Origin of the sequence: Acinetobacter sp. YH12049, assembly GCF_013419875.1 — a bacterium.
In the GTDB taxonomy this organism is placed as follows: Bacteria; Pseudomonadota; Gammaproteobacteria; order Pseudomonadales; family Moraxellaceae; genus Acinetobacter; species Acinetobacter amyesii.
In genome coordinates, this window is sequence record NZ_VOZH01000029.1 from 16132 (window position 1) to 41061 (window position 24930).

14 protein-coding genes and 3 pseudogenes are annotated in these 24930 nt (G+C 43.2%); 3 read left to right on the forward strand and 14 right to left on the reverse strand.

Annotated elements, in window-relative coordinates; genetic code table 11:
* Positions 1 to 8: 8 nt before the first annotated feature.
* Genes FTU05_RS12995 through FTU05_RS13010 form a run of 4 tightly spaced genes read right to left on the reverse strand, consistent with a single transcriptional unit; the run spans position 9 to position 6160 of the window.
* On the reverse strand, positions 9 to 3149 hold the full coding sequence (locus FTU05_RS12995) for an efflux RND transporter permease subunit (RefSeq protein WP_016658776.1): 3141 nt from the start codon (positions 3147 to 3149) through the stop codon (positions 9 to 11).
* Positions 3139 to 4368, reverse strand: a complete 1230-nt coding sequence (locus FTU05_RS13000; RefSeq protein WP_016658777.1) for an efflux RND transporter periplasmic adaptor subunit — start codon at positions 4366 to 4368, stop codon at positions 3139 to 3141. Before FTU05_RS13000 ends, FTU05_RS12995 begins: the two co-directional genes overlap by 11 nt.
* Before the next feature lies 1 nt (position 4369).
* Positions 4370 to 5695 (reverse strand): TolC family protein, encoded by a 1326-nt coding sequence (locus tag FTU05_RS13005; protein WP_035269736.1) that lies wholly within the window; start codon positions 5693 to 5695, stop codon positions 4370 to 4372.
* Between the two features lie 48 nt (positions 5696 to 5743).
* Complete coding sequence (locus FTU05_RS13010) at positions 5744 to 6160, reverse strand: cation efflux protein, CzcI-like (RefSeq protein WP_257223833.1); 417 nt, start codon at positions 6158 to 6160, stop codon at positions 5744 to 5746.
* A 289-nt stretch (positions 6161 to 6449) separates the two neighbouring features.
* Here FTU05_RS13010 and FTU05_RS13015 point away from each other — a divergent pair.
* Positions 6450 to 6686: pseudogene (locus FTU05_RS13015) on the forward strand (hypothetical protein); the annotation flags it as partial.
* A 123-nt stretch (positions 6687 to 6809) separates the two neighbouring features.
* Here FTU05_RS13015 and brxL read toward each other — a convergent pair.
* From brxL to FTU05_RS13055, 8 genes are read right to left on the reverse strand one after another with little or no spacing between them, the layout of a single operon-like run.
* Complete coding sequence (gene brxL / locus FTU05_RS13020) at positions 6810 to 8849, reverse strand: protease Lon-related BREX system protein BrxL (protein ID WP_005021615.1); 2040 nt, start codon at positions 8847 to 8849, stop codon at positions 6810 to 6812.
* Between the two features lie 29 nt (positions 8850 to 8878).
* Entirely contained in the window at positions 8879 to 11503 is a 2625-nt protein-coding gene (gene pglZ / locus FTU05_RS13025; RefSeq protein WP_180052743.1) for a BREX-1 system phosphatase PglZ type A, read from the reverse strand.
* Complete coding sequence (locus FTU05_RS13030; RefSeq protein WP_180052744.1) at positions 11500 to 12279, reverse strand: hypothetical protein; 780 nt, start codon at positions 12277 to 12279, stop codon at positions 11500 to 11502. The genes pglZ and FTU05_RS13030 overlap by 4 nt, the downstream gene beginning before the upstream one ends.
* Complete coding sequence (gene pglX, locus FTU05_RS13035) at positions 12276 to 15785, reverse strand: BREX-1 system adenine-specific DNA-methyltransferase PglX (protein WP_180165636.1); 3510 nt, start codon at positions 15783 to 15785, stop codon at positions 12276 to 12278. The genes FTU05_RS13030 and pglX overlap by 4 nt, the downstream gene beginning before the upstream one ends.
* Positions 15786 to 15831: 46 nt before the next feature.
* Positions 15832 to 19512, reverse strand: coding sequence for a BREX system P-loop protein BrxC (gene brxC / locus FTU05_RS13040; RefSeq protein ID WP_180165638.1), 3681 nt, complete (start codon positions 19510 to 19512; stop codon positions 15832 to 15834).
* 40 nt (positions 19513 to 19552) lie between these two features.
* Positions 19553 to 20128 carry a DUF1788 domain-containing protein gene (locus FTU05_RS13045; protein WP_136143646.1) on the reverse strand — a complete coding sequence of 192 codons (576 nt, stop codon included), beginning with the start codon at positions 20126 to 20128 and terminating at the stop codon, positions 19553 to 19555.
* A gap of 16 nt (positions 20129 to 20144) precedes the next feature.
* Positions 20145 to 20756 (reverse strand): DUF1819 family protein, encoded by a 612-nt coding sequence (locus FTU05_RS13050; protein ID WP_180025626.1) that lies wholly within the window; start codon positions 20754 to 20756, stop codon positions 20145 to 20147.
* 10 nt (positions 20757 to 20766) lie between these two features.
* On the reverse strand, positions 20767 to 21633 hold the full coding sequence (locus FTU05_RS13055; RefSeq protein ID WP_180165641.1) for a WYL domain-containing protein: 867 nt from the start codon (positions 21631 to 21633) through the stop codon (positions 20767 to 20769).
* Between the two features lie 208 nt (positions 21634 to 21841).
* Here FTU05_RS13055 and FTU05_RS13060 point away from each other — a divergent pair, with 208 nt between their 5' ends.
* Positions 21842 to 22171 carry a DUF4236 domain-containing protein gene (locus FTU05_RS13060; RefSeq protein ID WP_005403805.1) on the forward strand — a complete coding sequence of 110 codons (330 nt, stop codon included), beginning with the start codon at positions 21842 to 21844 and terminating at the stop codon, positions 22169 to 22171.
* A 273-nt stretch (positions 22172 to 22444) separates the two neighbouring features.
* On the opposite strand, the gene FTU05_RS13065 is transcribed toward FTU05_RS13060, so the two are convergent.
* The gene (locus FTU05_RS13065; RefSeq protein WP_160255372.1) at positions 22445 to 23677 is read right to left on the reverse strand and encodes an ATP-binding protein; all 1233 of its coding nucleotides are present in this window, start codon (positions 23675 to 23677) and stop codon (positions 22445 to 22447) included.
* A gap of 550 nt (positions 23678 to 24227) precedes the next feature.
* Positions 24228 to 24539: pseudogene (locus FTU05_RS13070) on the reverse strand (HNH endonuclease signature motif containing protein); the annotation flags it as partial.
* Between the two features lie 282 nt (positions 24540 to 24821).
* On the opposite strand from FTU05_RS13070, the pseudogene FTU05_RS13075 reads away from it, so the two are divergent.
* Positions 24822 to 24930 (forward strand): annotated as a pseudogene (locus tag FTU05_RS13075) (dihydropteroate synthase); the annotation flags it as partial.

The following is a 24930-nucleotide window of genomic DNA, read 5'->3' on the forward strand; positions in this document are numbered from 1 at the left end:
CTATTGGATTAAGAAACTTTCTTTTCATTTATCCAACGATAAAGCACGGGTAACAGCACCAAAGTTAGTAATGTTGAAGAGATAATCCCGCCAATCACTACGGTTGCCAGTGGCCGTTGAACCTCAGCCCCTGTTCCGGTTGCCAGCGCCATTGGTACAAAACCCAGTGAAGCCACACAAGCTGTCATCAACACTGGTCTTAAGCGCAAAATAGCCCCTTGCCACACGGCTTTATGCACTGGATATTTGTCCCTTAATTCCTTAATAAAGGTCAGCATTACCAGTCCATTGAGGACTGCAACACCAGATAAGGCAATAAAGCCAATTCCAGCTGACATCGATAATGGAATATCCCTTAGCCAAAGGAACAGCACACCACCGGTCAAGGCAAAGGGTACCCCGGTAAAGACCAATAGACTTTCTTTGACATTGTGAAAGACCGCCATCAGTAAAATAAAGATAGTGATTAAAGCCAGTGGAATCACGATTTGCATCCGTGCTTTGGCTGAAGCCAAATTTTCAAACTGACCGCCATATTCTATCCAATAACCACTTGGCAAAGTGTATGCTTTGAGCTGTGTCTGTACATCAGAAACAAAAGACCCTAAATCACGCCCTTCAACATTCGTTGTAACCACAACTCGGCGTTTACCATTTTCTCGACTGACTTGGTTGATTCCTTCAATGGTCGAGACTTGCGCGACATCCGACAATAAAATACTGCCACCATTTGGAAGCTGAATAGGTAACTGGGAAACAGATGCGACACTACGGTCTTGCTCTCCAAGACGGATAACAAAATCAAAACGACGATCGCCTTCTAAAATCTCTCCCACGCTTTGTCCACCAATACTGGTTGCCACAAGGTCTTGAATTGAACGCACACTCAAACCATATTGTGCAGCCAAAGTTTTATTTACCTCGACATTCAGTAATGGCAAACCTGAGGTCTGCTCAACTTTCACGGCACTGCTACCCGATATTTGCTGAATGATTTTGGAGATTTTAGTCGCCTCAGTATTGAGGACATTCATATCATCACCGAAGATTTTCACACCAACATCACTACGCACACCTGAGATCAATTCATTAAATCGGAGTTCAATCGGTTGTGAAAATTCACTATTATTGCCTGGAATCGTGGCTAAATACGTCACCATACGGCCACGTAATTCATCTAAACTTTCTTTAGGATTTGGCCATTCTGAACGAGGCTTTAACATGATATAGCCATCTGAAATATTGGGTGGCATGACATCTGTTGCAACCTCGGCTGTACCCGTTCTGGCAAATACTGCCTTAATTTCAGGGAAACTCTTTAAAAGAAGTTTTTCAGTATTCTCCTGAATACGTAAAGACTCTTCTAAGCCTGTACTTGGTGAACGTAACTGTTGTACCGCAAAGTCTCCTTCACTGAGCTGTGGTGCAAATTCACTGCCGAGTTTGGTACTGATAAATCCCGTAATCACTAATACACACAGTGCAAAAGTCAGCACAACTGCTTTGTATTGATACGAAATATCAAGAGTTTGCTGATATTTAGCTTTTAGCCATAACATCCAACGACTTTCTTTTTCTTGAATATCGCCTTTGACCCACAATGCCACAGCAGCAGGCACAAAGGTGATCGATAAAATAATGGCTGCAACAAGGGCGAGTACCACTGTCAATGCCATCGGATGGAACATTTTTGCTTCCACACCACTTAAAGCAAAAATCGGCAAATACACCACCAAAATAATAAGCTGACCAAAAATAAGAGGACGACGTGCTTGGCGGGCAGCCAGAAAAACTTCCTTAAAGCGTTCACTTTGTGTGAGAGGTCGTTTTAACAGTTGCTGTGTATGGGCTAAACGCCGGATACAGTTTTCGACAATCACCACAGCACCATCGACAATGATGCCGAAATCGAGTGCACCTAAACTCATCAGATTGGCACTGATATTTTTCTGTGCCATCCCGGTTAAGGTAAACAGCATAGAGAGTGGAATGACACAGGCAGTAATCAAGGCAGCACGGATATTCCCTAAAAACAGGAACAGAATGATGATGACCAGGATTGCTCCCTCTACCAAGTTTTTCTGAACGGTTTTAATCGCCTTCTCAACCAAGGTAGTACGGTCGTACACCGTTTCAATCACTACCCCTTTAGGCAAACTATTCTGAATATCTTGAAGCTTGGCATCCACAGCTTTAGAAACAGTCCGGCTATTTCCACCCATCGCCATCATGGCAACCCCTAAAACGGTTTCTTTGCCGTTATAGGTTGCCCCACCGGTTCTTAAATCATGCCCAATAGAGACTTGCGCAATATCACCAACCCGAATTGGGCTGCCATTTGGGCTACCCAGCATGGTGTTCTCAATATCAGAAAGCCCATTGAATGCACCCGGTACACGTACCGTCAGTTGCTGACCATTGTCTTCAATATAACCTGCACCTCGGTTCTCATTATTTTGCGCTAAAGCCTGTTGCAGTTGTTCTAATGAGATATTCAGTTGCTGCATCCGGTTTAAATCGGGAGAGACCACATAGGTTTTTTCAAAACCACCAATACTGTTGACCTCTGCAACTCCCTTAACACGTTGCAGTTGAGGACGCACAATCCAGTCCTGAATCTCACGCAAATCCATCGGCGTGTATGCAGTTCCATCCGGCTTTTTCGCATTCGGATCTGCCTTCAGTACCCATTGATAAATCTCACCGAGACCCGTAGAAACGGGGGACATCGTCGGTGCGATTTGTGCAGGCAACTCAGATTGCGCCTCCTGTATCCGTTGGTTAATCTGCTGACGGGCCCAATAAATATCAGTCCCATCTTTAAAGACAATGGTGACTTGAGAGAGTCCATAACGGGATATGGAACGGGTAAGCTCCAGATCCGGAATGCCAGCCATGGCATTTTCAATGGGATAGGTAATCCGCTGTTCGACTTCAAGCGCAGTAAAACCCTTGGCTTGAGTATTAATCTGGACTTGGGTATTGGTAATATCGGGTACAGCATCAATCGGGAGTTTCTGATAGCTATACACCCCGACCGCAATCCAGGTACAGACAAAGAGCAACACCCAAATCGCATTTTGTATGGAAAACTGAATGATTCGTTCGAATAAACCTTCTGGTTTTGGCAGATCAGAATTAATGTTCATGGCCTGCCTCGTCTTTTTCTAATTCAGATTTCAACAAGAAACTGCCTTGAGCGATATACTTCTGCCCTTCAGTCAGCCCAGAAATCACTTCAAGCCATTGTCCATCACTTGAAGCCTGCCCCAATTGCACTTTCTGTGCTTTTAAGTGGACTTGACCTTTTTGTTCTGAATCTACGATGAAAATACTGTCTTCACCTTCAATACTTTGCAGCGCAGACTTTTGAATCCGAAGGGCTGATTTTGCTGTAGCTTCCGGAATCAACACTCTCACTAACACATTAGAACGCAACTCAGTAGCTTGCGCATCGAGTTTTGCGCGCACCACCAGACGCCCTGTTTGTACATCTGCCTGAGAGGTTAAGCTTTGTACAGTAGCTTTATAGATTTGATCTGAATCATTCACTTTAAAGTCAATTTTTTGCCCGGCTTGCAGTTGACCTGAGAATTGATTCGGCAAATTAAACTCAAGCCATAAATCTTTCAGCTGTTCAATGACAAAGAGCTGATTAGCCAGTTGCACATTTTCACCGACCACAATATCTTTTTGACTGATCACCCCAGAGATCGGTGCTTTAATCAGAAAACGCCCATTGTTATTGCCACTTGCACCTAATGCATTTAAACGTGCTTGTGAGGACTGGACAGTAATCTGCGCTTGACGGTAGGCATTTTCGGCACGCTGGTAATCCTGTTTGGCAGAAATCCCCTGTGACCAGAGTTGCTGTTCGCGCTGGTAATCTTTACGGGCCAAATCCAGATTCACCTGTGCCATACGCAGATTTGCCTGTTGGTCGATCAGTTCAGGCACGATTAGTACAGCCAGCGTTTGTCCTTTTTGCACGCTCTGTCCTAAAGCCACATTGACCTGCTCGACATGACCACTAAAATTAGGCGATATATGCGCTTGTTGATCGGTATTCACCACCAATTTACCTGGCAGGGTTGTCAGCTTTTCAACCAATCCTGTGGATGCAACAGCAACTTTTAAACCTTGTTCAACCATTTGTTGGCTGGTCAGTTGTATTTCGCCTTCTTCAGCATGTCCTTCTTCAGAACTATCTTCATCAGAATGTTCGGCATTTCCCTCATCATGACCATGCCCCTCAGATTCAGTTTTTTTTGAACTTAACCAAATAACCAGACTGACCAAGACCGTAATCAGAATCAAAATTGCAATCATGAGAGACTGGGATATTTTTCCGTTTTGCTTGGCGTTCATTTTATCGTGCTCCCCCATTGATTAAATTTTGCGATGCTTCGACTGCCTTTTTATTCAGTTGTGTATAGGCATCCGAACGGCTAATTTCTTCATAACTTGTGCCAATACTGAGTGCCTCAGCTGCGAGGGCAGTTTGCCAAGCTTGACGTAGAATTTGTAATTGACCCAATCGAAGATTCTGCAGTTGGGTGGTTGCTTGCTGAACGTCGGTAATGGACAGTTTCCCTGCCTGAAACCCTTGTAAAGTACGGCTCTGAACTTTGGTCGCCAAAGTAACTTGTGCTGTTGTGGCATCGAACTGGCTACGTAAACCTTTGAGCTGATGCATGCTGTTGGCAATATTGAGTATTTGTTGCTTCAGCTCACGCTGCTGCTGTTGGTTCAGCAATATTTGCTGTTGCTGGACCATCGGGATCGCATATTGCTGGCGGTTGAAAATATTCAGTGGAATAGCCACGCCGATTGCCAAAGTCGTATCGTTGCTTTCATTAGGGGTTTTGCTACGTTTCATGCCTACATTTAAAGTCGGATTGGGACGTGCCTGAATTCTTAAATTTTCAATTTGATGATCCGATTGCTGAATGTTCAAGGCATAGAATTTTTCTAGCCACCCTTCAGCAATATACCGTTGCACAGTTTGGAGACTTTGCTCTGGCCAAGGGATAGCGGTTTTATTCAATTGAAGATGTGAAGATGTTTCTCCCCCCCACAAATTAGACAGCTGACGACCGGCAGCTTGTTTATTCAGCATCGCTTGCTGATAAAGTCGTTGGATTTCTAGCGCTTCAATTTGGGTACGCTCAAAATCAACCAGGGCAATACTGCCTGCCTGATAGCGTTTCTGGGCACTGTCCAGATTGGCTTTACTTGTTTTTAACTGTACTGAATAAGCAGACTGCTCAACCTCAGCAAGTGCAAATTGCGACCATGCAAATTTAACAATCAGTTGGCTTTGTGCCTTCCATAATTGCTGTTGCAATTGGATTTGTTGATTCGAGGTATTGGCAATCACCCGGTTCAGCTTACGCTGACCAAATAGATCTAGAGGTTGACTAACGCCAACATTGAATTCCTGTTCTTGACCTGAGCCAAAGCCAGACTGTTCTAAACTTATACTTGGATTCTGCCATAACCGACTTTGCTGAATATTCAATTCAGATATTTGCTGAACTTGTTGCCACAGCTTGTCTTGAGTCTGGTAACTTTGTACTTTTGCTAAAGCGGATTCAAAGCTGGTAACGTTTTCAGCATAGCTATATTGCATAGCCGCTGCACATATACAAGCAACCAAGCTATGACGCAAGAGTATAATTGATTGTGAAGACATGATTTTTCCCACTTATTTAAATAATAAAAGTGGTGGGAATGTTTTAGGCTACCCCACCATGAGCGGGGAAAATTCGGGAGGTGGGCTTTGTTGAAACAGGTCAGGAGCCTGATAGCTGTTTTTCCAATGAAATTGTGGATTCACTTTAACTTCAGAGCTTGGAGGAAACACATCTACTTTTTCATTTTGTACAATCAAATGCGTCATCGATGGTAGATGATCTTGATGATCTTCACCGATTTCTAAATCGCTACTGAATGTTTTTATGTTTTCTGACTGTCCATTATGATCGTGTTGACGACTATCGCTGGCACACAAGGTATTTTGGTGATGACCAAAATGATAACTCTGCTGTGATTGAGGCTGTTGTTCATGGACACAAAAGGCCGCCGCCACATTCCAAAAGCTTTGGAACATGAACAATCCAACCAAGACTGTAATCCATGTAGTAGAACGCATCATCATAACAATCGAAAAATTTGTACCAAGTATAAGGCTTAGAGCCACTCCAAGGTCAAGCTTAATAAATTAAATTAAACATTCAATGAACACTGAATAGCCGGCACTTTTGCAAATTTACCTTGTCTCTATAAGCTCACATCAATTTCAGGTAAGAATAACAATAGATAGTGAACCGTACCGGGTTTGTCGGAGACTTTTTATTTAAGTTAGGCCACCTGACCTAACGGGTTAATCTTATCATTGTACATTGCTTCAAACTCAAAAGGCGATACATTGTCAACGGCATTCTAAAATTGACCCCTTTTACCTTACAAATGGCAAAGTAAAATTGCCCCCTGAAATCAGAGAAAGAGCGGTTCAATTATTGATTGAATCTGAAAAAGATTATCCTTCTACTTGGGCAGCAATCACAGCTATTGATCCTAAAATCGGTTGTACTCCTGAAACATTGCGTGTTTGGTATCAAAAATATTTAGATCAACAAAATCCTGTCAAAATACAACAGATATCTGATCAAGAAAAAATGAAGGGTAATCCCCCCTAAAATACTAGCTCTTTAAAAGAGGCAGTATTATGCTTTTACAACATGGTGTTTAACTTGAGAAACTGAATTTAAAACAATCTACTGTAACTCTTCCAGACAGATATGAAATTAATCCACCCCTAGCCCCTTAAACACAGCATCTACCGGATCTGCATAAAAGCTGGTCTGGAACTTGGTAAACAGTTCCACAGGAATCGTTGGGATATCTGCCGCACTACTCATTGGCAAAGCAACCTTCTTGGCACCCGCATCAAAAGCAACTTGCAGACATTCGGCAATACTTTCCACCGGTGTCACTGAACCACCCAAGCTCATATCACCCAGTACCACCATCTGACTTTGAACCGATCGTCCTAAGAGGCCAGAAGCGAAAGCCACTAAACTTGGCAGAGCAAGATGGCTGAGCGGCCCGGTATTCTGTAATTCAACCACATGTAAGTGGAAGTCATGTTCCAGCACCTTACTGCCACCCGATATTCTGGATGCATTGGCCTTGAAGTAGTCAAATGCGATCTTGACCTGCTCCTTGGCACTGCTTGAATTCCATAAGCCTGATGTCGCCAATTTTCCAGAACCTTTGGTCACTTGAAGTTCTAAGCGGTATAACCCCGGCATGCCTTTATTACTGAGCCCGATGGTATATAAGAAACCTGGCTTGGCTGGACCTTCGGGAATCAGTCCGCCACCACCCTGCTCTTTGACTGAGACAAAATGTTCTTCTAAGGTGTCATTGTCGATATAGCTGAAATGAACGTCATAGAATTCCATACCACCAATTTTCTTCAGCTGCTCTTTGACCCGACGGCGTACCTGCAGCGCATATTCCAGACACTGGCGTACATCTTCTTTATTAAACTGACCGTGTGGGTAGAGCAACTTCATCAATCCAGAAACCGTCTTGCGAACGGCAATCACATCGCGCTGATTCAGGTTATTTCCGAGTTTGAAGTACTTCTCAATGGCATCCGCAAAACTACGCTTACGCATTTCCCGGAAGAATTCAGCCAGATAATCAACGATTAGACCATAACGGTTGGTAAAGAATTCCGGACGCATTTTTGGAATTTCCCAACCTGGAATATAGGCATGAAAACGATCGAAGAATGCCGAATCGATCATGGCTTCAGGGAAAGGTGCCAAGAGATGGCTGGTTTTTACCAACGATTCGACGCTTTGGTTAATATTACCCACAAAAACCATTGAAGCAGATGCTTCCATCTGTTCCCGGCCACGGGCAAAAGATCCCGATGCCATGTAGTCTTTCATGATCTGAACGCCATCTTTGTCCTTAAAGGAAATACCGGCAACTTCATCAAAGGCCACCACATCCCACAACCCCACCAGACCAATACGGCGGCTACTCATGTTATAGAACAGATTGGCGACAGTCGTTTGCCCACCCGAGACTAAAATACTGTTCGGTGAACACTCTTTGTAAATATGGCTTTTCCCGGTACCGCGTGGTCCAAGTTCACAGACGTTATAGTTATTTTCAACGAACGGAACCATACGCGCTAATAGGTGCCATTGCACATCCTCTTTTAGCGAAGCCGGTTCCATGCCGATCGAACGGATTAAACTCTCGCGCCACTGATCCGTGCTTAATGCTGCTCTGCCACTGAAAAGTTCATCCATATTCATATTCGGCATCTGAATCGGCTTGAGTAAGCTGACACCAAATGGCGAGCTGGTCTGTCCTTCTTCAAAATAATAACTGAGCGTAGCAATGACCCAGATACCACCAACAAGTAATTTTTCATACTCTTTGACGATGCCTGCCGAGATTTCGGCATCTTTGATGCCCAGATTACTAAATGATGCTTCGTATTTGTCCTTACGCTCATTCAGCTTTACGGTCACCCGATCAATGACCTTATAACTGCCCCGTTCACGGACCAGGGATTTCACCTTCTCAGCTTCATCAGGACGGACGTAGTTCTCAGCCAGTACGGTCTTTACGTTACGTAGTCCCTGCTCAATGATCTCAGGATCATCCGAGGCACAATACATCCCTAGCAGGTATTCGAGTACATAGACAGGAACGTTAGCCCCTTCTTTGATCAGTTTAGTCAGATCCTTACGTACCACCCGCCCAGCAAAGTGTTCATTCAGCAGCTGATCCAGTTCTTTATCGTTAGCAGATTCCATGTAGGCTACGCTCTATCGTTAATTCGTTATTAGAAGAAGTCATCGGTAAATGCCAAATCAATGGTGACCTTATAGCGCTGCACTTCGATATTTAGGTCTTTGTCCTTCAGTACCAGGAAGTAATCTTTCTTACGGTCAAAATCAGTACCGGACAATGACAGTCTGACCTGTTTTACCCGTTCCGCAACAGAGTCGGTACTGCTATCAAAGGTCAGAGTTTCTTCACTGGAAACTTTGACATCCCCATCATAAATGGCAATCGATAGGGTTACTGGCATAACCAGCTCACTGACAGCTTCGGTTTGCATCAAATCAAACTTCTGGATGTTATTGACCATCTTCAGCGTGGATTTTGTAGAAATGACCTCAACTTTACGCTTGGTCCGCTGTCCAGCCTTTTCACCACGTAGCTGTTTTACCGTCAGTACCGGCACCACAATTTCCTGAGGCATGATGCCACCATGCACGAAACGTGAGCCTCCTACAAAATGGAAACGGTTCGCCCCTTTTGGAATCCAAAAATCAGTCGCAGATAATGTGCCTGCCGTAGCTTGGGTTGAGCCTTTCCAGGCTTCCTTACTCTCTGGCAAACCATGCCCAATCACATAGCGTTTCTTGCTCTTCAATGCATTGGTCGGTTTTTCAGTCAAGCTTGAACGATCCGCAGATTCCAGTTTACTTTGCTGGAACAAGAAGCCATGGTCGGCTGTAATCAACAGGGTGGAAATATTGAAGTGCATTAAAATTTTACGGCTGAGTTCAGTCAGCTCTTCAATAGCATGTTCCACCGCCATAAAGGTCTCAGATTCTGTAGAGGCACTGTCTCCCCGAGCATCAATCACGTTGTGATAAACGTAAATCAAATCATGGTCTTTAAGTGCTTCACGGCCTTCATCACGCGACCAACCTTTTACCGTTTCAGCGGTAACCGCCAATCCATTATAGGCAGCCAGAATTTTGGATCGTGCTGCAGTCCCTTTGCTGGACTGCCCATCTACTAAAACATCATCACCTGCGGCCTCTTTGTACTCCAAAGTCTGATGCGGCAACAACGAGGCCATGCCAAGTGTGGTGTAACTTGGGACAACGCCCAGCTGTGAAGACAAGGTCGCTTCAGAATAACGCTTTTCATTGATACGATCACGCAGCTCTACCGCAGCTTCATAACGGAAAGCATCACTGATAATCACCACAATACGGCGTTTCGTTGCGGAACTGAGTAAGGGTCTAACGTGAGTATCGTAGAAGTTCTGCTGATTTGGGATATCTGCCATTTTCCAGACATTCAAGCGTTGCTCAGCTTCAATCCGCTCGCCCCAGTTGCGTGCCAAGTGGTCAATAAACCAGTAGGAATAGCAATTTTCCACTTCTTCATCGAGTTTTTTCAGGATATCGACATGAGCGCGTTGAGAAGCAGCACTGTAGTGGCGATAGGCCATATCAAAGCGATACAACTCCTGCTCGTAGGCTTTATACAAAGCTTCACTGGAGTCGAAATAGAAACCGGCATCAAACTGCTGTCGCAGGCTAAACAGCTCAATGGCTGCCTGCAACGCTGTATAGACAGTACGATATTTACGGCGTGTTGCATCATCCTTATGTTTGGAAGCCCAATAGCCATCCAGACGGGTAGAAATAATCGTTCTGAAATGTTCCAGTTCAGCTTTGGCTGCTGCAGGGATATGACTGGCCAGATCAATAATGATCTTTTGTTCAATCACTTCAAAGGTCATGACATCGAGCAGCTGCTCCAGATCAAAGGCCCCGACCTTCTCCTGGATCCGCAGTGCATTGGCCACGGTCTGGGAGAGTGTATCGAAGGTTGGGTAGTATTTAGAACTGTCTCTCCAGCGCGACAAAAAGGCTCTAGCCGTCGCACGGGAGCTGACGGATGACATCACCAGTTCTTGAGCCCATAGCGGTATATCGCCCAGGCTTTCACAGAAACCTGTAGTCATCAAACGGATAAAGAACGTACCGAGCTTGAATGGTGCTTCCCCATTCAATTCTTCAACCGATGCTGGATAACCAATTTCCGCCTGTAATGCGGTGACCAAAGCTGGCACCAGTTGGAATTTTTCCAGTTCAGCAAAGGAGTCTGGATTGACTTCCAGAGCCAGGTTCTGCTGTACCATTTCATCTGCCAGTGCCAGAACGATATGCATCAGCTCGGCACTATCAGCCTTGACCACAGCCGCAATCATGGCCATGTCCAGATCCTGTTCATCTGCATCAGGCTGGATATAGCGTTTCAATGTACTCAGACGGGCTTTGGCTTTAAGGAATTCTTCACGTTTGGCCAGATGTTCTCTTAGACTCTGCTGCTGTAAACCCAGCTCATTGAAGATAATTGAGAAACGATCGGCATAAAAGCTACGTGAATACAGCTTGATGTCCAGTAACCAGTCTTTTTCGGTTTCAGGCTCAGGACTTGGAAAATACAGCAAGTATTTGCCCTCCTGATCCTCAAGTTCCAGTTTAATCTTGATCGCCAAACTCGATTCTTCTGCCATATTCAGAATCTGGACATCTTTCAGTTTTAACGCCTGTATTTCATCACTGAAAGATTGTTCCGCATCGTACCAGAAGACAATCCGGTGATTTTCATGAAAGAAAGCCTGCTCTAAGCCTTGCTGAAGTTGACTTAAATTCATTGCAGCACCTGCGAATCCACTTCTTTTTGCTTTTGTTCCCATCTATCCAATAAATAGGCAATTTTAGGATGGGCATCTTGTGAATTTTGCAAAATATCTTGTTCAATTGCTTTTAGTTGTTGACCAGCACCTTCAACAGTCCATGAAGGACTTTCAAAAATACTGACGAGATCAAATACTTTGTGCCCATCAAATGCTGAAAAAATAGCTTTTAAAGCTGGGTGACTTTCACTAGATTTACTTAAAAGGTTATAAGCATTATCTGCGATAACAACTCGTGGATAAATCGCTAGTTTAGATTCCAAAGAATAGGCTTCATTCATAGCAGGACCAAATAATGCTCCACCTTCTTCATGAATGAGCCGTCCTAGAGCAATTCCTCCACGCAAAATCATACCTAAATCATAAAAGAACATAAGTTTTATTGTATAAATACATTCTAATAATAAAATACAAGATGCTGAATTATTACTTGGGCAAGAAATAACAAATGAATCAGAAAATTGAGTGATCTTTAAAGGAAAAGACTCTGAAAACTGTTCTACAACATTGTCACCAAATACGTCACCTGCAGGTTTTACTGTATTTTTCTCATCCAAAGTAAAAAAGGGGATGTTTCCATAAACTCTCTTTTTTAGTGAGCTCTCTTTTAGATCATGAATTAAATCATACAAAGCTTTACATATTTCATTATTTTTAATCGACTGGTCTATGGCTGATTTAAATCCTAATAAATCGATAAAACAAACCAGATGTTCTTGATAATCTATGCTCATTCCCCACTCCCCCCAGTAATGTCCTTCACATTCGCCAACAAGTCGCCAAACTTGCCATAGTTCACTTTCACCCCATCATCTAGATCCAGTGATATACGCTGATCGGCATAATGACGTAGTTTTTCTTCAAAAGTACTCAGCTCAGCCTGTTGCTTATGCAAGTTTTGTAGCTCTTTCTCTTTGCGTTTGATTTCAGCAGCTGAATCACTGTTTTCGATTTCACTTTGCAAAGAATTAACCATAGCCGCCATTTTTGAAATCAGTGGCATGACATATTCGGTACGCATACGTGCCAAAGTACTTTCGTTATAGCGGTGCAAGTACACCAACGCCTGGAAAGCCCCCTGTTTACCACTGCTAAATAACCAGTAAATCGGGCGCTTTTTATAGGTTTGCATGTGGTCTTTATAGAACTTACTCGCTAGGTAACGGCGAATCGTATCTTCAGCAGTTTCGTTGGCTTTTTTATCCAAGCTTTCTGCAAGCCACTGCATATTGGCATCCAGCGTGTCTTTACCCCAAACCGCAGTTAAGAACTCTCGAATACGATGTGTAGCATCATCTTCAAACCAGTGCATTTCGGTCAATGGAATAATACCGTCTGCATCGGCTGGAAATGTTTGATAACGGCTAGCATCAAAGTCTTGATTACCTGCATGGGCATAGATCAGACCTGGTTCATCCAGACTATAACGCCCCATCATGCAGCCAAGTGCATAAGAGACTAAACGCTGGCTGTCTTTTTCACGGTCGGCACGAGTTAAAGTGATCTGTTCATCTGGTACGTCTGGTGTAAGTTCATCCTGTAATCCATAAGCATCAATAAACAGTTTATTGTTTTCTTCTTCCAAGCGTTTCATTTCAGCCACGGCGGCAGCATTTTGCTGTTGCCATGTATTAAATGCTTGTTCGAGGTTTAGCTGCCCCGTACGGATAATTGGGTTTTGAGTAAAGTCCCATGAAGTTTCGTAGGAGTCCCAGTCTAATTTTGCAATTTTGATACACTTTTTGGAGTTATTAGCAACCGAAATAATATTTTGAATGAAAGGAACTTTTCTCAATGGTCCTTCATGATAATCAATAGTTGGGCTTAATGCTTTTAGAAAAAATTGAACTACTTTTGTATTTAAATATCCTAAAAGATAATATACATCAATTGATTCTTTAGGAAAGCAAATTGAACCTTTGGTCTCAAAAATAGAATTATTGGAATATCTAAAAGAAATTAATGCATTACTTAAAGTTGACCATGTTGCTCCCTCGCGAAAATAAAATTCACGTGATGGTAGATGATTCCCCATATTTGATAAATCATCATAACTTTTAGAATCGAATTTAATAAGAAAGTCATTATTACCATACCATCTTCTGTAAGATCCCCCTTTTGTAACAGGAAACCAAATTCCTGTTACACCTTTCTGATAGGAAGTAAAACTTTCAACATTTTTATTAATTTCTTTCTGCCCAACCTCATGCCAAAGTCTTAGAAATCTTTCATTATTACCTGTCGCTAAACCTTGCCTAGGTTCTGCAAAATCATTTAATAAATTATTTTCGTAAGCATCAAATACTCTTGGACTAGACCAATATGCTAATGGACTTCCTGGAATTTTTTTAAAATTATTTTGATCTCTATCAAAAATTATCTGAGAAGTTCTACTTAAGAAAATTTTATTTTTATCTGCAGTCTGTGGTGCATTATTTAGATTAACATAATTACCTTTAATGGATTTTATGTTTGTCTTTAAAATTGAAAAGCCACATGCTTGAGCCACCTTTGAATTAAGTTCAGGAAAACTATTATACCCAATTTGGATAAGCGAAATAACGCTCCGATCCTGTAACATTTTTTCACGCATCGCTTCATAAGAGGATAAAAACATCCAGTTTTGCATGGTCACCATGCTGTTAAAACCACTGTCTTTACACCATGCAAAGCCGCGCTCTATAAACATGGCGAACAAGTCTGATTTACTGTCAGGAAACTTTTTTTGGGCGAAGTTTTTTAAAAGCTTAATACCGGAGCCTCCCATATACGGCGGGTTGGCAATCACAGCATCATATTGCTTAGCGAGTAATTTAGCTTGCTGTACTAAAGGTAACAGCTCCTGCGCTGACTGCTGTGCAAAAATATCCCCTGACTCTGACGCTGTATTCAGCTTGCTTTCTAAATCAGGCAGCTTTTTAGCAAATGCTACAGGGATTTGAATCAAAGAACCAAAGGTTGAGGCATGTTCAAACAAGTCCAACAGTTCTTTTAAATCTGTCTGTGCAATACCAGTACTTGCCAAGTCCTGACTGAATGCATCCAAACGTTCCGGCTGACTATCCTGTAACGCAATAATATTCAGCCTCGGTGGACTGCTAAATAAACGGCGGTCGTCCTCACGCGCTTTCATCAATAGCGCAAAACTGGCGAGCTGTGCGGCACGGGTATCAATATCAATGCCGTAGAGGTTGTTTTCCAGAATCAAACGTGGAATATCTCGGCTACGGTAGCCACGCTCTAAGTAAATTGCTTTTAAGCAATCATAGGCTTCCACCAGAATATGCCCCGAACCACAGGCTGGATCCAGCACCGTAATACTTTCAGGGTTTAAAGTATCGCCATCTTCACTGATCCGCACATCAATCAGTTGTTTTAACTGTGCATTGACTTCATCGCTTTGCTCAGCCGGCTGAATATAGTATTCCCACCCACTGGCAAGCATACTTTCCGGCTGTGCCATCATCCATAAACGACCGACACTATTCTGCACCAGATACTTCACAATCCAGTTTGGGGTGAAGAGTTGCGTCGCGGCAGGAATGTCTTCACTCTTGACAACTTTACCAATCACTTGATCTTTCTTTTCAGAAATATAGAACTGATACAACCAGCCAATAATCTGCACATCATTCCAATCTTCTTCTGGAATACTGCTCACCAAATCACGGATCAAAGAATCGGTTTTGGTTAAATTGTCAGGTAATAACAGTTCTGACTCATCAGAAACCTGTTCAAATAGGAGTGGCATCACCTGATTCAACGCATGACATTGAGCCAGTAATAGCTCCCGATACAGCTCTTCGTCTTTATTGCCATCTAGCTTGAGATCAGCCACACGGCTGGCATCTAAATTCGGTAGCTCAATGTCCAGACATTCTTCCAGAATTTGTGGCAAGCCTGCACTGCCATCGGCACTACTGAGTACACGGCGACCATGATCCAGTAAGCCTTTGCATTCCATATAACGAATCGCGCAGAGACGGTTAAACCAGCTGTAAGCGATATAATCAATCGTCTGCTCAAAACTGCTGGTTTGAATGCGTTTGATCAGCTTGTCACGTGGTTTCATGACTGATAGCGGAAAAACCTGATCGCCAATCAGCAGCAAGTCGCCTTTCTGTTCAGCCGGTAAAATGCGGTCTGCGGTGATGCCATATTTGGCGGCCTGCTTGCGCATCGCTGCGATAAAATCATTTCGTGCTTGCGGTGCGTATTTTTTAATATTACTGGTATTCATCTTTAAACCTTTAATCAATGACTGATGCCGATATCCCTAAGCCCTGTTAGCGGATACGCACACGCTTTTTGTCACTCACGATTTTTTTCAATTCAGCTTTGAGTGCGTCTACAAACTGATCCACTGATTCTTCTGTTTCCAGATAGACACTACTTGAGCTTTTGCTGTAAATGCTAGCAACATCGACTTCCACCACCGGTTTCGGTGGCACTACGGCGATTGCAGGCTGTACCGGACTCGCAGCAGGTGTTGATGTAGCTGGGCTGGAGGTGGTTGCAGTGTTGGTTACACTCTCGGCTTTGCTCTGAGCCAGTTGTGCCGCTTTGGCCTGACGCTGGATTTCCGCCTGAACTTCGCTTTCCAGCTCATACAAGGCTTCATCAAAACGCTCGACGGCGGTTTGGGTTTGCAGCATATAGATGGTGGACAGGCTAGTTTCCACTTCAATATCCGTTTTCAGCAGTTGTAGTGGGCGTAATAGCTTGTTACTCAGCTCAGCGGTAGCGATACCACTGTTTTTAATCTCGGCTTCCAGCTGCTTGATTTTGTCATCAATGTGTTCTATCGCCTGATTACGCTTCTCAGTCAGCAATTGCTCATTGACGCTTTCCACTGTGCGAACCAAATCAGCAACTTTATTTAACAGGCCATAGGGAGATTCAAGGGTGGAAATACGATGTAATTCAGACAGGGCTTTTTTTGCCACATCATCACTGCCCAACGCCTGTTTGTTTTTCTCAAAATGACGTAAGGCCTGTTGCAGTTGCTGCCAGCTCGGCATCTGGTTAGTGAAGAACTCATGAATATCACGATAATCTTCTTCCAGATCCAGATAGTCGTCCTTGTTCTCGACCACGGCCTTAAAGAAATCAAAGCTGTCGCTATTCGCCAGCAGACGTTCCAAAGTCAGAATCGACTTTTCAATCACTTTCTTGCCTGGGAACTGCCCGACATCAGTTTTACTCTTATACGACTTAAAGTTGGCTAACCAGTTTTTAAAATGTTGGGTATAGAATTCAAATAGCTCTTTTTCTGTCGCTGGTCCCATGGCCGAGAATAGGTCTTGGGTGAGTTGGCGTGCCTGTTTCAACACCTGATCATCAGTCTGGCGTTTTTTAATGATCGACACATCACGGCGACGACGGCTGTTTTGTAAAGGCTCAAAGGCCTCTTTCAACTGTAAGCTGCCGCCATTTAACTGCAGAGAAATCCGCCCCATTGCCGCCAGCTGACCTACCAGCAGTAAAATCTCGGCATCTGGCCAGCCATAAGGGCGTTTGGCAAAACGATCTATCACATCCGAGACCAGAATACGCTCTGTACCAGTGGCCCGTAGTGCAATGTACTGCTCTACTTCCTGTAGGGCTTTCGGATTGCTTTGACCGCCATCCAGAGACAATCCGAGTTGCGCCATATCATCAACAGTCAAGACGGCGTTCAGTTCACGCCAGGCATCCTGCTGATAGACCTGCAAATAGCTCAGTTTGGTATAAGTGTTTTCCAGCAGATAACGACAAGCCTCATCCAGCTTGGTGGTTGGACTTGAAGATGAAAGTTGTAGATGTTGACCCAAGGCATAACTTTCCGCGTCCAGCAACATTTCTTCGACCCGGGCACGCAGACGTTTTTTACGCTCCTGATTCTCACGGCCACGGTCTGCCAGAATACGGGTGATATCGGATTGGGTACCATCATCATTTAAGCGGATGAATTTATTGGTTTTCAGCCAGGTGCGCAGTTCATTAAAGAACTGTTTATCGTCTGCCAGTTTAAACAGTACCTGCCCTTCGGCCTCGGCGCTCTTACCAATACAGAAAGCTTCTGTGTAGAGGTTATATTCCGTATCCAGTGGAGAAATGATTTCAACTTTCAAATCGCTCTCATACTTGCCATCCAGGCTATGACCATCCAGAAAACGACCAATCTGATAGTCCATCTTGTTGGCTTGATGGCGGTATTTGTTCTGATCCCTCAGTAAATCTTTAAAGATTAGATTAGCTAACTCTTTATTTTCTTCTGAAGCCGCTAAGTCTGTGGCTTTAATTTTACGGGTAATATCGCGTTCTTCATTGGTCAGGAACAGGAACTCATCACCATTCCTAGTAATCAGGCTCTCTTTTTCCAGACGCAGTAGGCTCTCTTCAATCCGCTTGCGCAATGCCAGCTTATCTTCATCAATTTTCTCAATCGACAAAGTCACCAGGTTATCCAGCGTACCTTTGATGATATCGACATAGCGGATCATGAACAGGGTACGCAGCATCTGCACATCAAAACTATCCAGGGTTTTATTCTGCCCTGCCTGGTCGATGGTACGCTTCACTGCTGTATCCAGAAATCCTTCCACTGAAGTATAGAAGCGGTGGAAAGGAACCAGGGCCCCGACTTCATCTGTAGCAATCGCATTCGCGGCCATCTGGAACGCATCCAACATGGACCGTTCACCATAGGCCAGGTGTGCACCGGTCGCACCGACCTTACGGATTTCTTCAAAAACTTTCTGCACCAGCTGGAAATGGTACGGCGCAAAAGGATAGTTATTGATAAAGCTGTCTGGACCCTCATAGTTCTTGAGTGTTGGGCCTGAACGGTCAAAGGTGATCTGGTTTTTTAAGATATCGCCCTTTTGCTCAAACACTGATCTGAGCAGTGCTTCAGCTTCCGGGGTTTTACGTAATAAACGTTTCTGGATGACTTCATCGGTATTGGAACTGGACAGTGATAACCGGGTTTTAAAACGTCCAGCAATCTTGGAGAAGTCATTGGCTTTGGAAGAAGACATCTCACCTAAAACAGCATCGATGTCTGCCTGCGAGGTGACGATAATCCAAGCGCGGCCTTTACAGATCGTACCCAAGTTTTCAGTAATGGTTTGCAGTGTCAGCATCAAGCGGGTATCGCTGCCAATAAACTGCCCCACTTCATCGACCAAGAACAACATGCGTTGCTGGGGTCCTTTGCTGTCCAGGTATTCTTTCACCCACTGACAGAAGTTTTCCACCGAAACACTAAAGGTCTGCTCAGAATCCTCAAACCATTTATGCGCAGCTTCAGCAGATAAGTTGAGGGCTTGGGAAATTGCGGTTTCGACATCATCCTGATAGAACTGATAGCCGTCACGCTCCTCTAGCCAGGACATGCCGCTAGATTCTTCAAAAGCCTGTTTAAAGCGCTCATACACCCCTTTCTGGCTCAGGTGACGTTCCATATGTGCAATATGTGGATGATCGGCACTAAAACCCTGATATTCGTTAAACACGCGTAAAAACACATTCAGAATCGGATTACCATCATCATTGGAGCTGGCTTTACTGTCGATATTAAATAGGATGACATCGGCATGATGACTAACCGCTTTACCAATATCCGCACGGATAAACGCATCCCGGATTTTGCTTTCATCAAAGAATTCTGCAGCACTGCGTTCGTTACCTTCCGCGTCACGTGCCACTTTATTGGCCAGAATATACGACAAGGTTTTCAGGAAATGTGATTTACCTGAACCAAAGAAGCCCGAAATCCATACGCCGACACGGTTGGCAATCGAAGGATCGCTTAGGTCTGTGCCATAAGACTGGAAAAAGTCCCGAAAATGCTTTTCCAGTTCATTGGTGACCACATACTCATCGAGTTCCTGATAAACCGTAGTATTGTCATTCTGGTCTGCTTTTACGACCCCGTTAATCGCACGATCTAATGGCTTATAAAAAAGTTCTTTAATGTTCATCTCAATCAATTCCCCGGAATTCTTATTTCTATTTGCCGTGTTAAGGCACTAATCTGAATGCTCTGTAGTAATTATTGCTTGGAATTTTTCCAAATAAACTCATCGCTTGACCGTCGTAATAACCTGGGTAAAACAGCACCACTGGCTTATGCCCCAGTAACGAATGCAAACTGTTTAATAAGTGATGGGCACGTAACAGTGGCCAAACCGACCCAACCCCAGTCATCAACACAATATCTTGCGCATTGGTGGCATATTTACTCACCAGATACGGCGCGAACTTATCCATATGCAGTGGGCCTTTCAGCGCTTTGAGCAGCGCATCATCGCCTTTGGCTTTTTGCATTTGAATGGCTTTATCGATGAAGTTACGCTCAGCCAGATAATCCACCACGGCTTGCAGCAGGTTGATATTCACCACCTTCAGCTGACTGTGTTTTTTCTCCAGCATCCCGTCTAGAAAATGCAGATATTCGCGCACTTTCAACTCATCTTCAGGTGCATAATCAAAAATCCAGAAGCCAATTTCATTGCCCAGTCCTTGCCCGGTGAGAAACTCGGTGGAAAGAATTCGCTCTGGAATCTGGTTCAGACGCTCATGTATTTTTTGATTCATTGCTGCCCCTCTACAACTACCGCGTCCATAGCGACACTTCCATAGATCTTTTAATGCGTTGTTTATAATGTTCTTCCAACAGGCTACGCAGCTCTGCTCTGACGATCACACGCTGCAACTCCAACTTACGGGTACTTTTTAAGTAACCGGCTTCTGCCAGCATGCGAAATACCACCTGCCCCATTTTTTTCTTGCTGGACTCTTTCCAATCAAAGATATCCGGATCACGTTGTGAGCGTTCATCCAAAAAATCTGACCAGATATAACTGTCCAGGTATTGAGCCTGAGAGATATAGGCCTCTCTCATCACCGTTTCCATAAACTCAAGCAGCAACAGGTTGCGTTCCAATGCGCCACAAAAAGCCACCTGGGTCGCCAGCTCATCATCCCCATCACGTAGTGCTTTCCAGAAATCAGGCTCCAAGCGCTCCAGACGCTTACGAATAGCGGTGGCATTGCGTTGCGCCGAAGCCGCAGTTCTTTTTTGCAGAATATTGTCAATCTGAATGGCCTGATGCCATTGTTCTGGAGTCGCCTCTCGTAATAACAGATCCGCGATCAGCCGGCTTTCACGTACCATCAGTGAGCCACCAATTAGGTCACTGTCATAATGAAATTGTTCTAACATAGCCAATCTCCTATGAAGCTTGATCAAACAGGTAAGATGACAGCTTTTCGATATCTGAGCGTTGTAGTACCAAGGGATATTTCAAGGCATCATCCGCCTCAGCCAGCGTGATCGCGGCCTGATATCGCTGCAAAGTATAGTGAGCCAAGGCTTTTTTCACCGGAATCTGTAATCTGCCATCAGGCATGCCGAAGTCTTTTTCGACCAGCGCTTTTTGAGCTGCATTCAATTTTGGATTAGGGATCAGCGTCAGTAGAATTTCTTCATGCCATTGCTGATCTTGAGCAGGGTCTACTGACTCAATCGCCACCACAACAGGTGTACGATCAATTCTGGAGAGTAAAAAGTCCTTAAACTGCTTGCTCTGATGGCAATAGGCACGGACATGCCAGCGAAAACCGGTATACACCAGGGTGTGTGGGGAAATGATGCGTTCATGCCACTGCGGATTCTGCATCGAGGCATAAATCATTTTTAAAGTACTTTGGTTGCGGCAGGCACGCAAAACTTCCCGAATCACTTCAGGACGTACACTGCGATCAGGTAATTGAACTGCTGTAAGATTCGGTTCTGGCATCGCAATAAGGGCATGCGATTCACTGACCAAGCCCGAGAGCATATTGAGATATTCATTGATATGCGCTGTAGTCAGTACAGGCTGGAAGCTGGCCTTAGGCACATAACCCTTGACGGAGGGGTCATGAATCAAGGCATCGGGGTTATACAGCGTATTGTAACGCTTGATATCCGCAGAAGCCTGCTGTCGACTGAGCCCAAACCAGCTCATCAAACGATTGGTAACCAAACGACCTTCCCAGTAAGCAAGCAACTCGATGGCTCGCATTCGAAGAAGCACTTCATGCTTATCTGTCGTCATATACCAATCAGTCAATAAATAGCAGCTTTAAGATTACCCTACAGCAAATATACAGTAAATATTTTTGACGGTATTTAAAGGTAGTATTGCAATCATCAGATAAAAAATATACTAGTATCCTGATGATAGCCGTCAAAGTACGATCTCTAGCAGATCATGGATCCTGGTATAGCGCGTGAATTGAGCTAAGTTTTAGAATGAGAGAAATATGGGTTTTAGATTTCGTAAAAGTATTAAATTATTCCCGGGTTTTAAAATTAATCTGACCCATAAAGGCATCAGCAGTGCCAGCATTGGCAAACCTGGTGCTTCTCTAAATATTGGGAAAAAAGGTACGCGAACCAGTGTCGGCATTCCAGGTACGGGACTATCTTACTCTAAACACCAACCTTACTCTAAAAAGACCCGTGTTCCACAACCGACATCGCTAGAACACACGGAATATAATCCTCAGAATTTAGAACAACCGAAGGCAAAGATATGGCCTTGGATTATTTTTGGAATATTGTGTTTTATGGTGGGTGCCGTCATTTTTTAGCAAGAACCGCATTGTATTTTAATCAAAAAAAAAATGCCCAGATGGATGAATGGGCAAACTAAGGAATTAATATCCTTCAGAAACTCCAGCGCAATTCTCGCTACTTTCAGTAAGCGACTCTGGCTCAATCATGATAGTCTGACTCAATCGAGTCGAGGTAAATCGATCCATCACAATTGGAGCAGAAATTATGCTTGATCACACTCTTGGTTAATGCTGAAAAGTCTTTGAGTTTTAATTAATAAATAATAGTATCCATGTCTACCCTCAACTTTACTTATTTTCAGATAGCAACCAATCGAGAGCACTCATTTTTACAATACCATTATAATTCGCTTCAGTCCCTATCGTGTCTAATGTAAGCAAATACTTGGGATACGAATCAGAAATTTTCTGTAATGGACGTAACTCTCGGCTGAGTGTCTCCTCATTGAGCGTTTCTAATGCCACCTGATAATAAGTTAAATTCTGTAAAGTATCGACAGCAACAAAATCAATTTCATATTCATCAACCCGCCCTACATAGACCGTATAACCTCGTCTGACAAGCTCAAGATAAATCACATTTTCTAAGATATGACCTTGATCAGCATTAGCATCAGGCAACATAATCCGGCGCAATCCGACATCAACTAAATAGTATTTTTCAGAGGATTGTAATAACTCACGCCCGCGTACTTTAAATTGTGCGGCACTATAAAATAACAAACTGTCCTGTAAGCCCTGAATATAGCGTTTTACTGTTTCAAATGAAATTTTAACCCCACTTGAAACAAAGGTATTTTTAATTTTATTGATGGAAATAGCTGAGCCTGTCACGCTTGCCAAATATCTTGTGACACGCTCGAGAGAGTTAATATCGGCAGTATTCAAACGTGGAATAACATCTTTAAACATTACACTGGCATAGACCGCTTGCAAGTAATCATAAGTTTCCTGCTGGCTAGTCATGGCAAGCGTATAAGGGAAACTACTGCGCGTATACATGGCATACAAATCACGATTTGATAATTGTTGGATGATCGGATTATTTTCAATATGCCACTGTTTAAATTCTTGGAATGAAAGGGGTAAAACATGTTGCTCTATATAGCGTCCTGTAAGTAAAGTCGCAAGTTCTCCACTTAGAAAGAATGCATTTGAGCCTGTAATATATAAATCGATATAATCCCGAACATATAAAGAGTCGACTACTTTCTCAAAATTTGTAACATGTTGAATTTCATCTAAAAAAACATAGTTTTTTTTACTTTTATCAACTTTGGATAATACATAATCATGTAGTTTACGGTAATCGGTGAGTTCTTCAAATTCCATAAATTCGAAGTTGATGGCAATGATGTTTTCGGCTTGTACGCCCTGTGCTTTTAGGTCTTGTTGAAACATCGCCAATAAGGTGGATTTTCCAGAGCGACGCACACCTGAAAGTACTTTAATGACATCACGGTCTTGCCATGTATTCAGAAATTTTAAGTAGCCATCACGTCGAATATTAGCGCTTCTCATTATTTACACTTAGAATCTAAAGTTTTAATAAATTCTATCAAATTTTAGAATGTATATGTAAATATATTTAGTTTTAAGAAAAGTTTAAAGGTTAAGTGAAACATTCAAAGCTGCTGTAGAAGCATGTAAACATGCAGATCTGATCAAAATCCAAATTCTGTCTTTTTGATTATTTTCCATGTCATGTTATTTCATTTATGCTACGAGTTAACTGCTATATAAATTAAGTGAAAAGTAAATGGAACTAAGTTGTTAACTAGAGTGGAACTCATTTTTGTTGTGCTGATGGTCTCAGCCTTAATCCTAATTGCTTATGAAATGCTAAAAGGTTTATTTTAGAGCATCTATACAATTTTTGATCAAAAAAAGCCCACAGAGGGAATCTATGGGCGAAACTAAGGACCTTGACGGTCATTCAGAAACTACAGCTAGTTTCTGGTTGTGATTCTGGACTGAATTAAAAATAACCATATTGGCTGAATGTATCAAAAGTTAAATCATGTGATTAATCATTGATACTTCTGCAAAAATGAGCTCATCGCTCTGTTGATTAATACAGTAATTCACCAAACAAAGCCGCTCTAATCTCTTCCAGGCTCAGATCTGATTTCATCCTATTACAGATGGGATGAACCAGCAGACCATTCTCTAGAACACCTTGCCCACCTACGGCTTTGGCAATCCGATGATCCGATTCAGTAGAATCAAGATAGATCAATCCATCACAAATGAGGCAAAAGTTATGATTACCCACCAGAAAATTGTGCTTAAGCAGACTCTTGGTTAATGCCGAAAAGGCCTTGGGCTTTGACCGAGAAATTGGACTAATCGACTCCACATATCCCACTCTATTGTAAACAAGACATTTTTATCTTTTATATTCAATGGCTTATTTTCCTGCTAATTGGTAATACCATGAAAAATACCATGCTCAGAAAAGGCTTAACAATATTTTGAAAAATTGCCTACTGAGCGCTGCCGCACAGCTCCATAGGCCGCTTTCCTGGCTTTGCTTCCAGATGTATGCTATTCTGCTCCTGCAGCTAATGGATCACCGCAAACAGGTTACTCGCCTGGGGATTCCCTTTCGACCCGAGCATCCGTATGAGACTCATGCTCGATTATTATTATTATAGAAGCCCCCATGAATAAATCGCTCATCATTTTCGGCATCGTCAACATAACCTCGGACAGTTTCTCCGATGGAGGCCGGTATCTGGCGCCAGACGCAGCCATTGCGCAGGCGCGTAAGC

Excerpts from the sequence above, each read along its gene's own strand:
- FTU05_RS13065 (WP_160255372.1), bottom strand. The coding sequence starts at position 23,677 with ATGAGAAGCGCTAATATTCGACGTGATGGCTACTTAAAATTTCTGAAT.
- FTU05_RS13060 (WP_005403805.1), top strand. The coding sequence starts at position 21,842 with ATGGGTTTTAGATTTCGTAAAAGTATTAAATTATTCCCGGGTTTTAAA.
- FTU05_RS12995 (WP_016658776.1), bottom strand. The coding sequence starts at position 3,149 with ATGAACATTAATTCTGATCTGCCAAAACCAGAAGGTTTATTCGAACGA.
- brxL (WP_005021615.1), bottom strand. The coding sequence starts at position 8,849 with ATGGAATCTGCTAACGATAAAGAACTGGATCAGCTGCTGAATGAACAC.
- FTU05_RS13005 (WP_035269736.1), bottom strand. The coding sequence starts at position 5,695 with ATGTCTTCACAATCAATTATACTCTTGCGTCATAGCTTGGTTGCTTGT.
- FTU05_RS13030 (WP_180052744.1), bottom strand. The coding sequence starts at position 12,279 with ATGAGCATAGATTATCAAGAACATCTGGTTTGTTTTATCGATTTATTA.
- pglZ (WP_180052743.1), bottom strand. The coding sequence starts at position 11,503 with ATGAATTTAAGTCAACTTCAGCAAGGCTTAGAGCAGGCTTTCTTTCAT.
- FTU05_RS13050 (WP_180025626.1), bottom strand. The coding sequence starts at position 20,756 with ATGTTAGAACAATTTCATTATGACAGTGACCTAATTGGTGGCTCACTG.
- pglX (WP_180165636.1), bottom strand. The coding sequence starts at position 15,785 with ATGAATACCAGTAATATTAAAAAATACGCACCGCAAGCACGAAATGAT.
- FTU05_RS13000 (WP_016658777.1), bottom strand. The coding sequence starts at position 4,368 with ATGAACGCCAAGCAAAACGGAAAAATATCCCAGTCTCTCATGATTGCA.
- FTU05_RS13045 (WP_136143646.1), bottom strand. The coding sequence starts at position 20,128 with ATGAATCAAAAAATACATGAGCGTCTGAACCAGATTCCAGAGCGAATT.
- FTU05_RS13010 (WP_257223833.1), bottom strand. The coding sequence starts at position 6,160 with ATGATGATGCGTTCTACTACATGGATTACAGTCTTGGTTGGATTGTTC.
- FTU05_RS13055 (WP_180165641.1), bottom strand. The coding sequence starts at position 21,633 with ATGACGACAGATAAGCATGAAGTGCTTCTTCGAATGCGAGCCATCGAG.
- brxC (WP_180165638.1), bottom strand. The coding sequence starts at position 19,512 with ATGAACATTAAAGAACTTTTTTATAAGCCATTAGATCGTGCGATTAAC.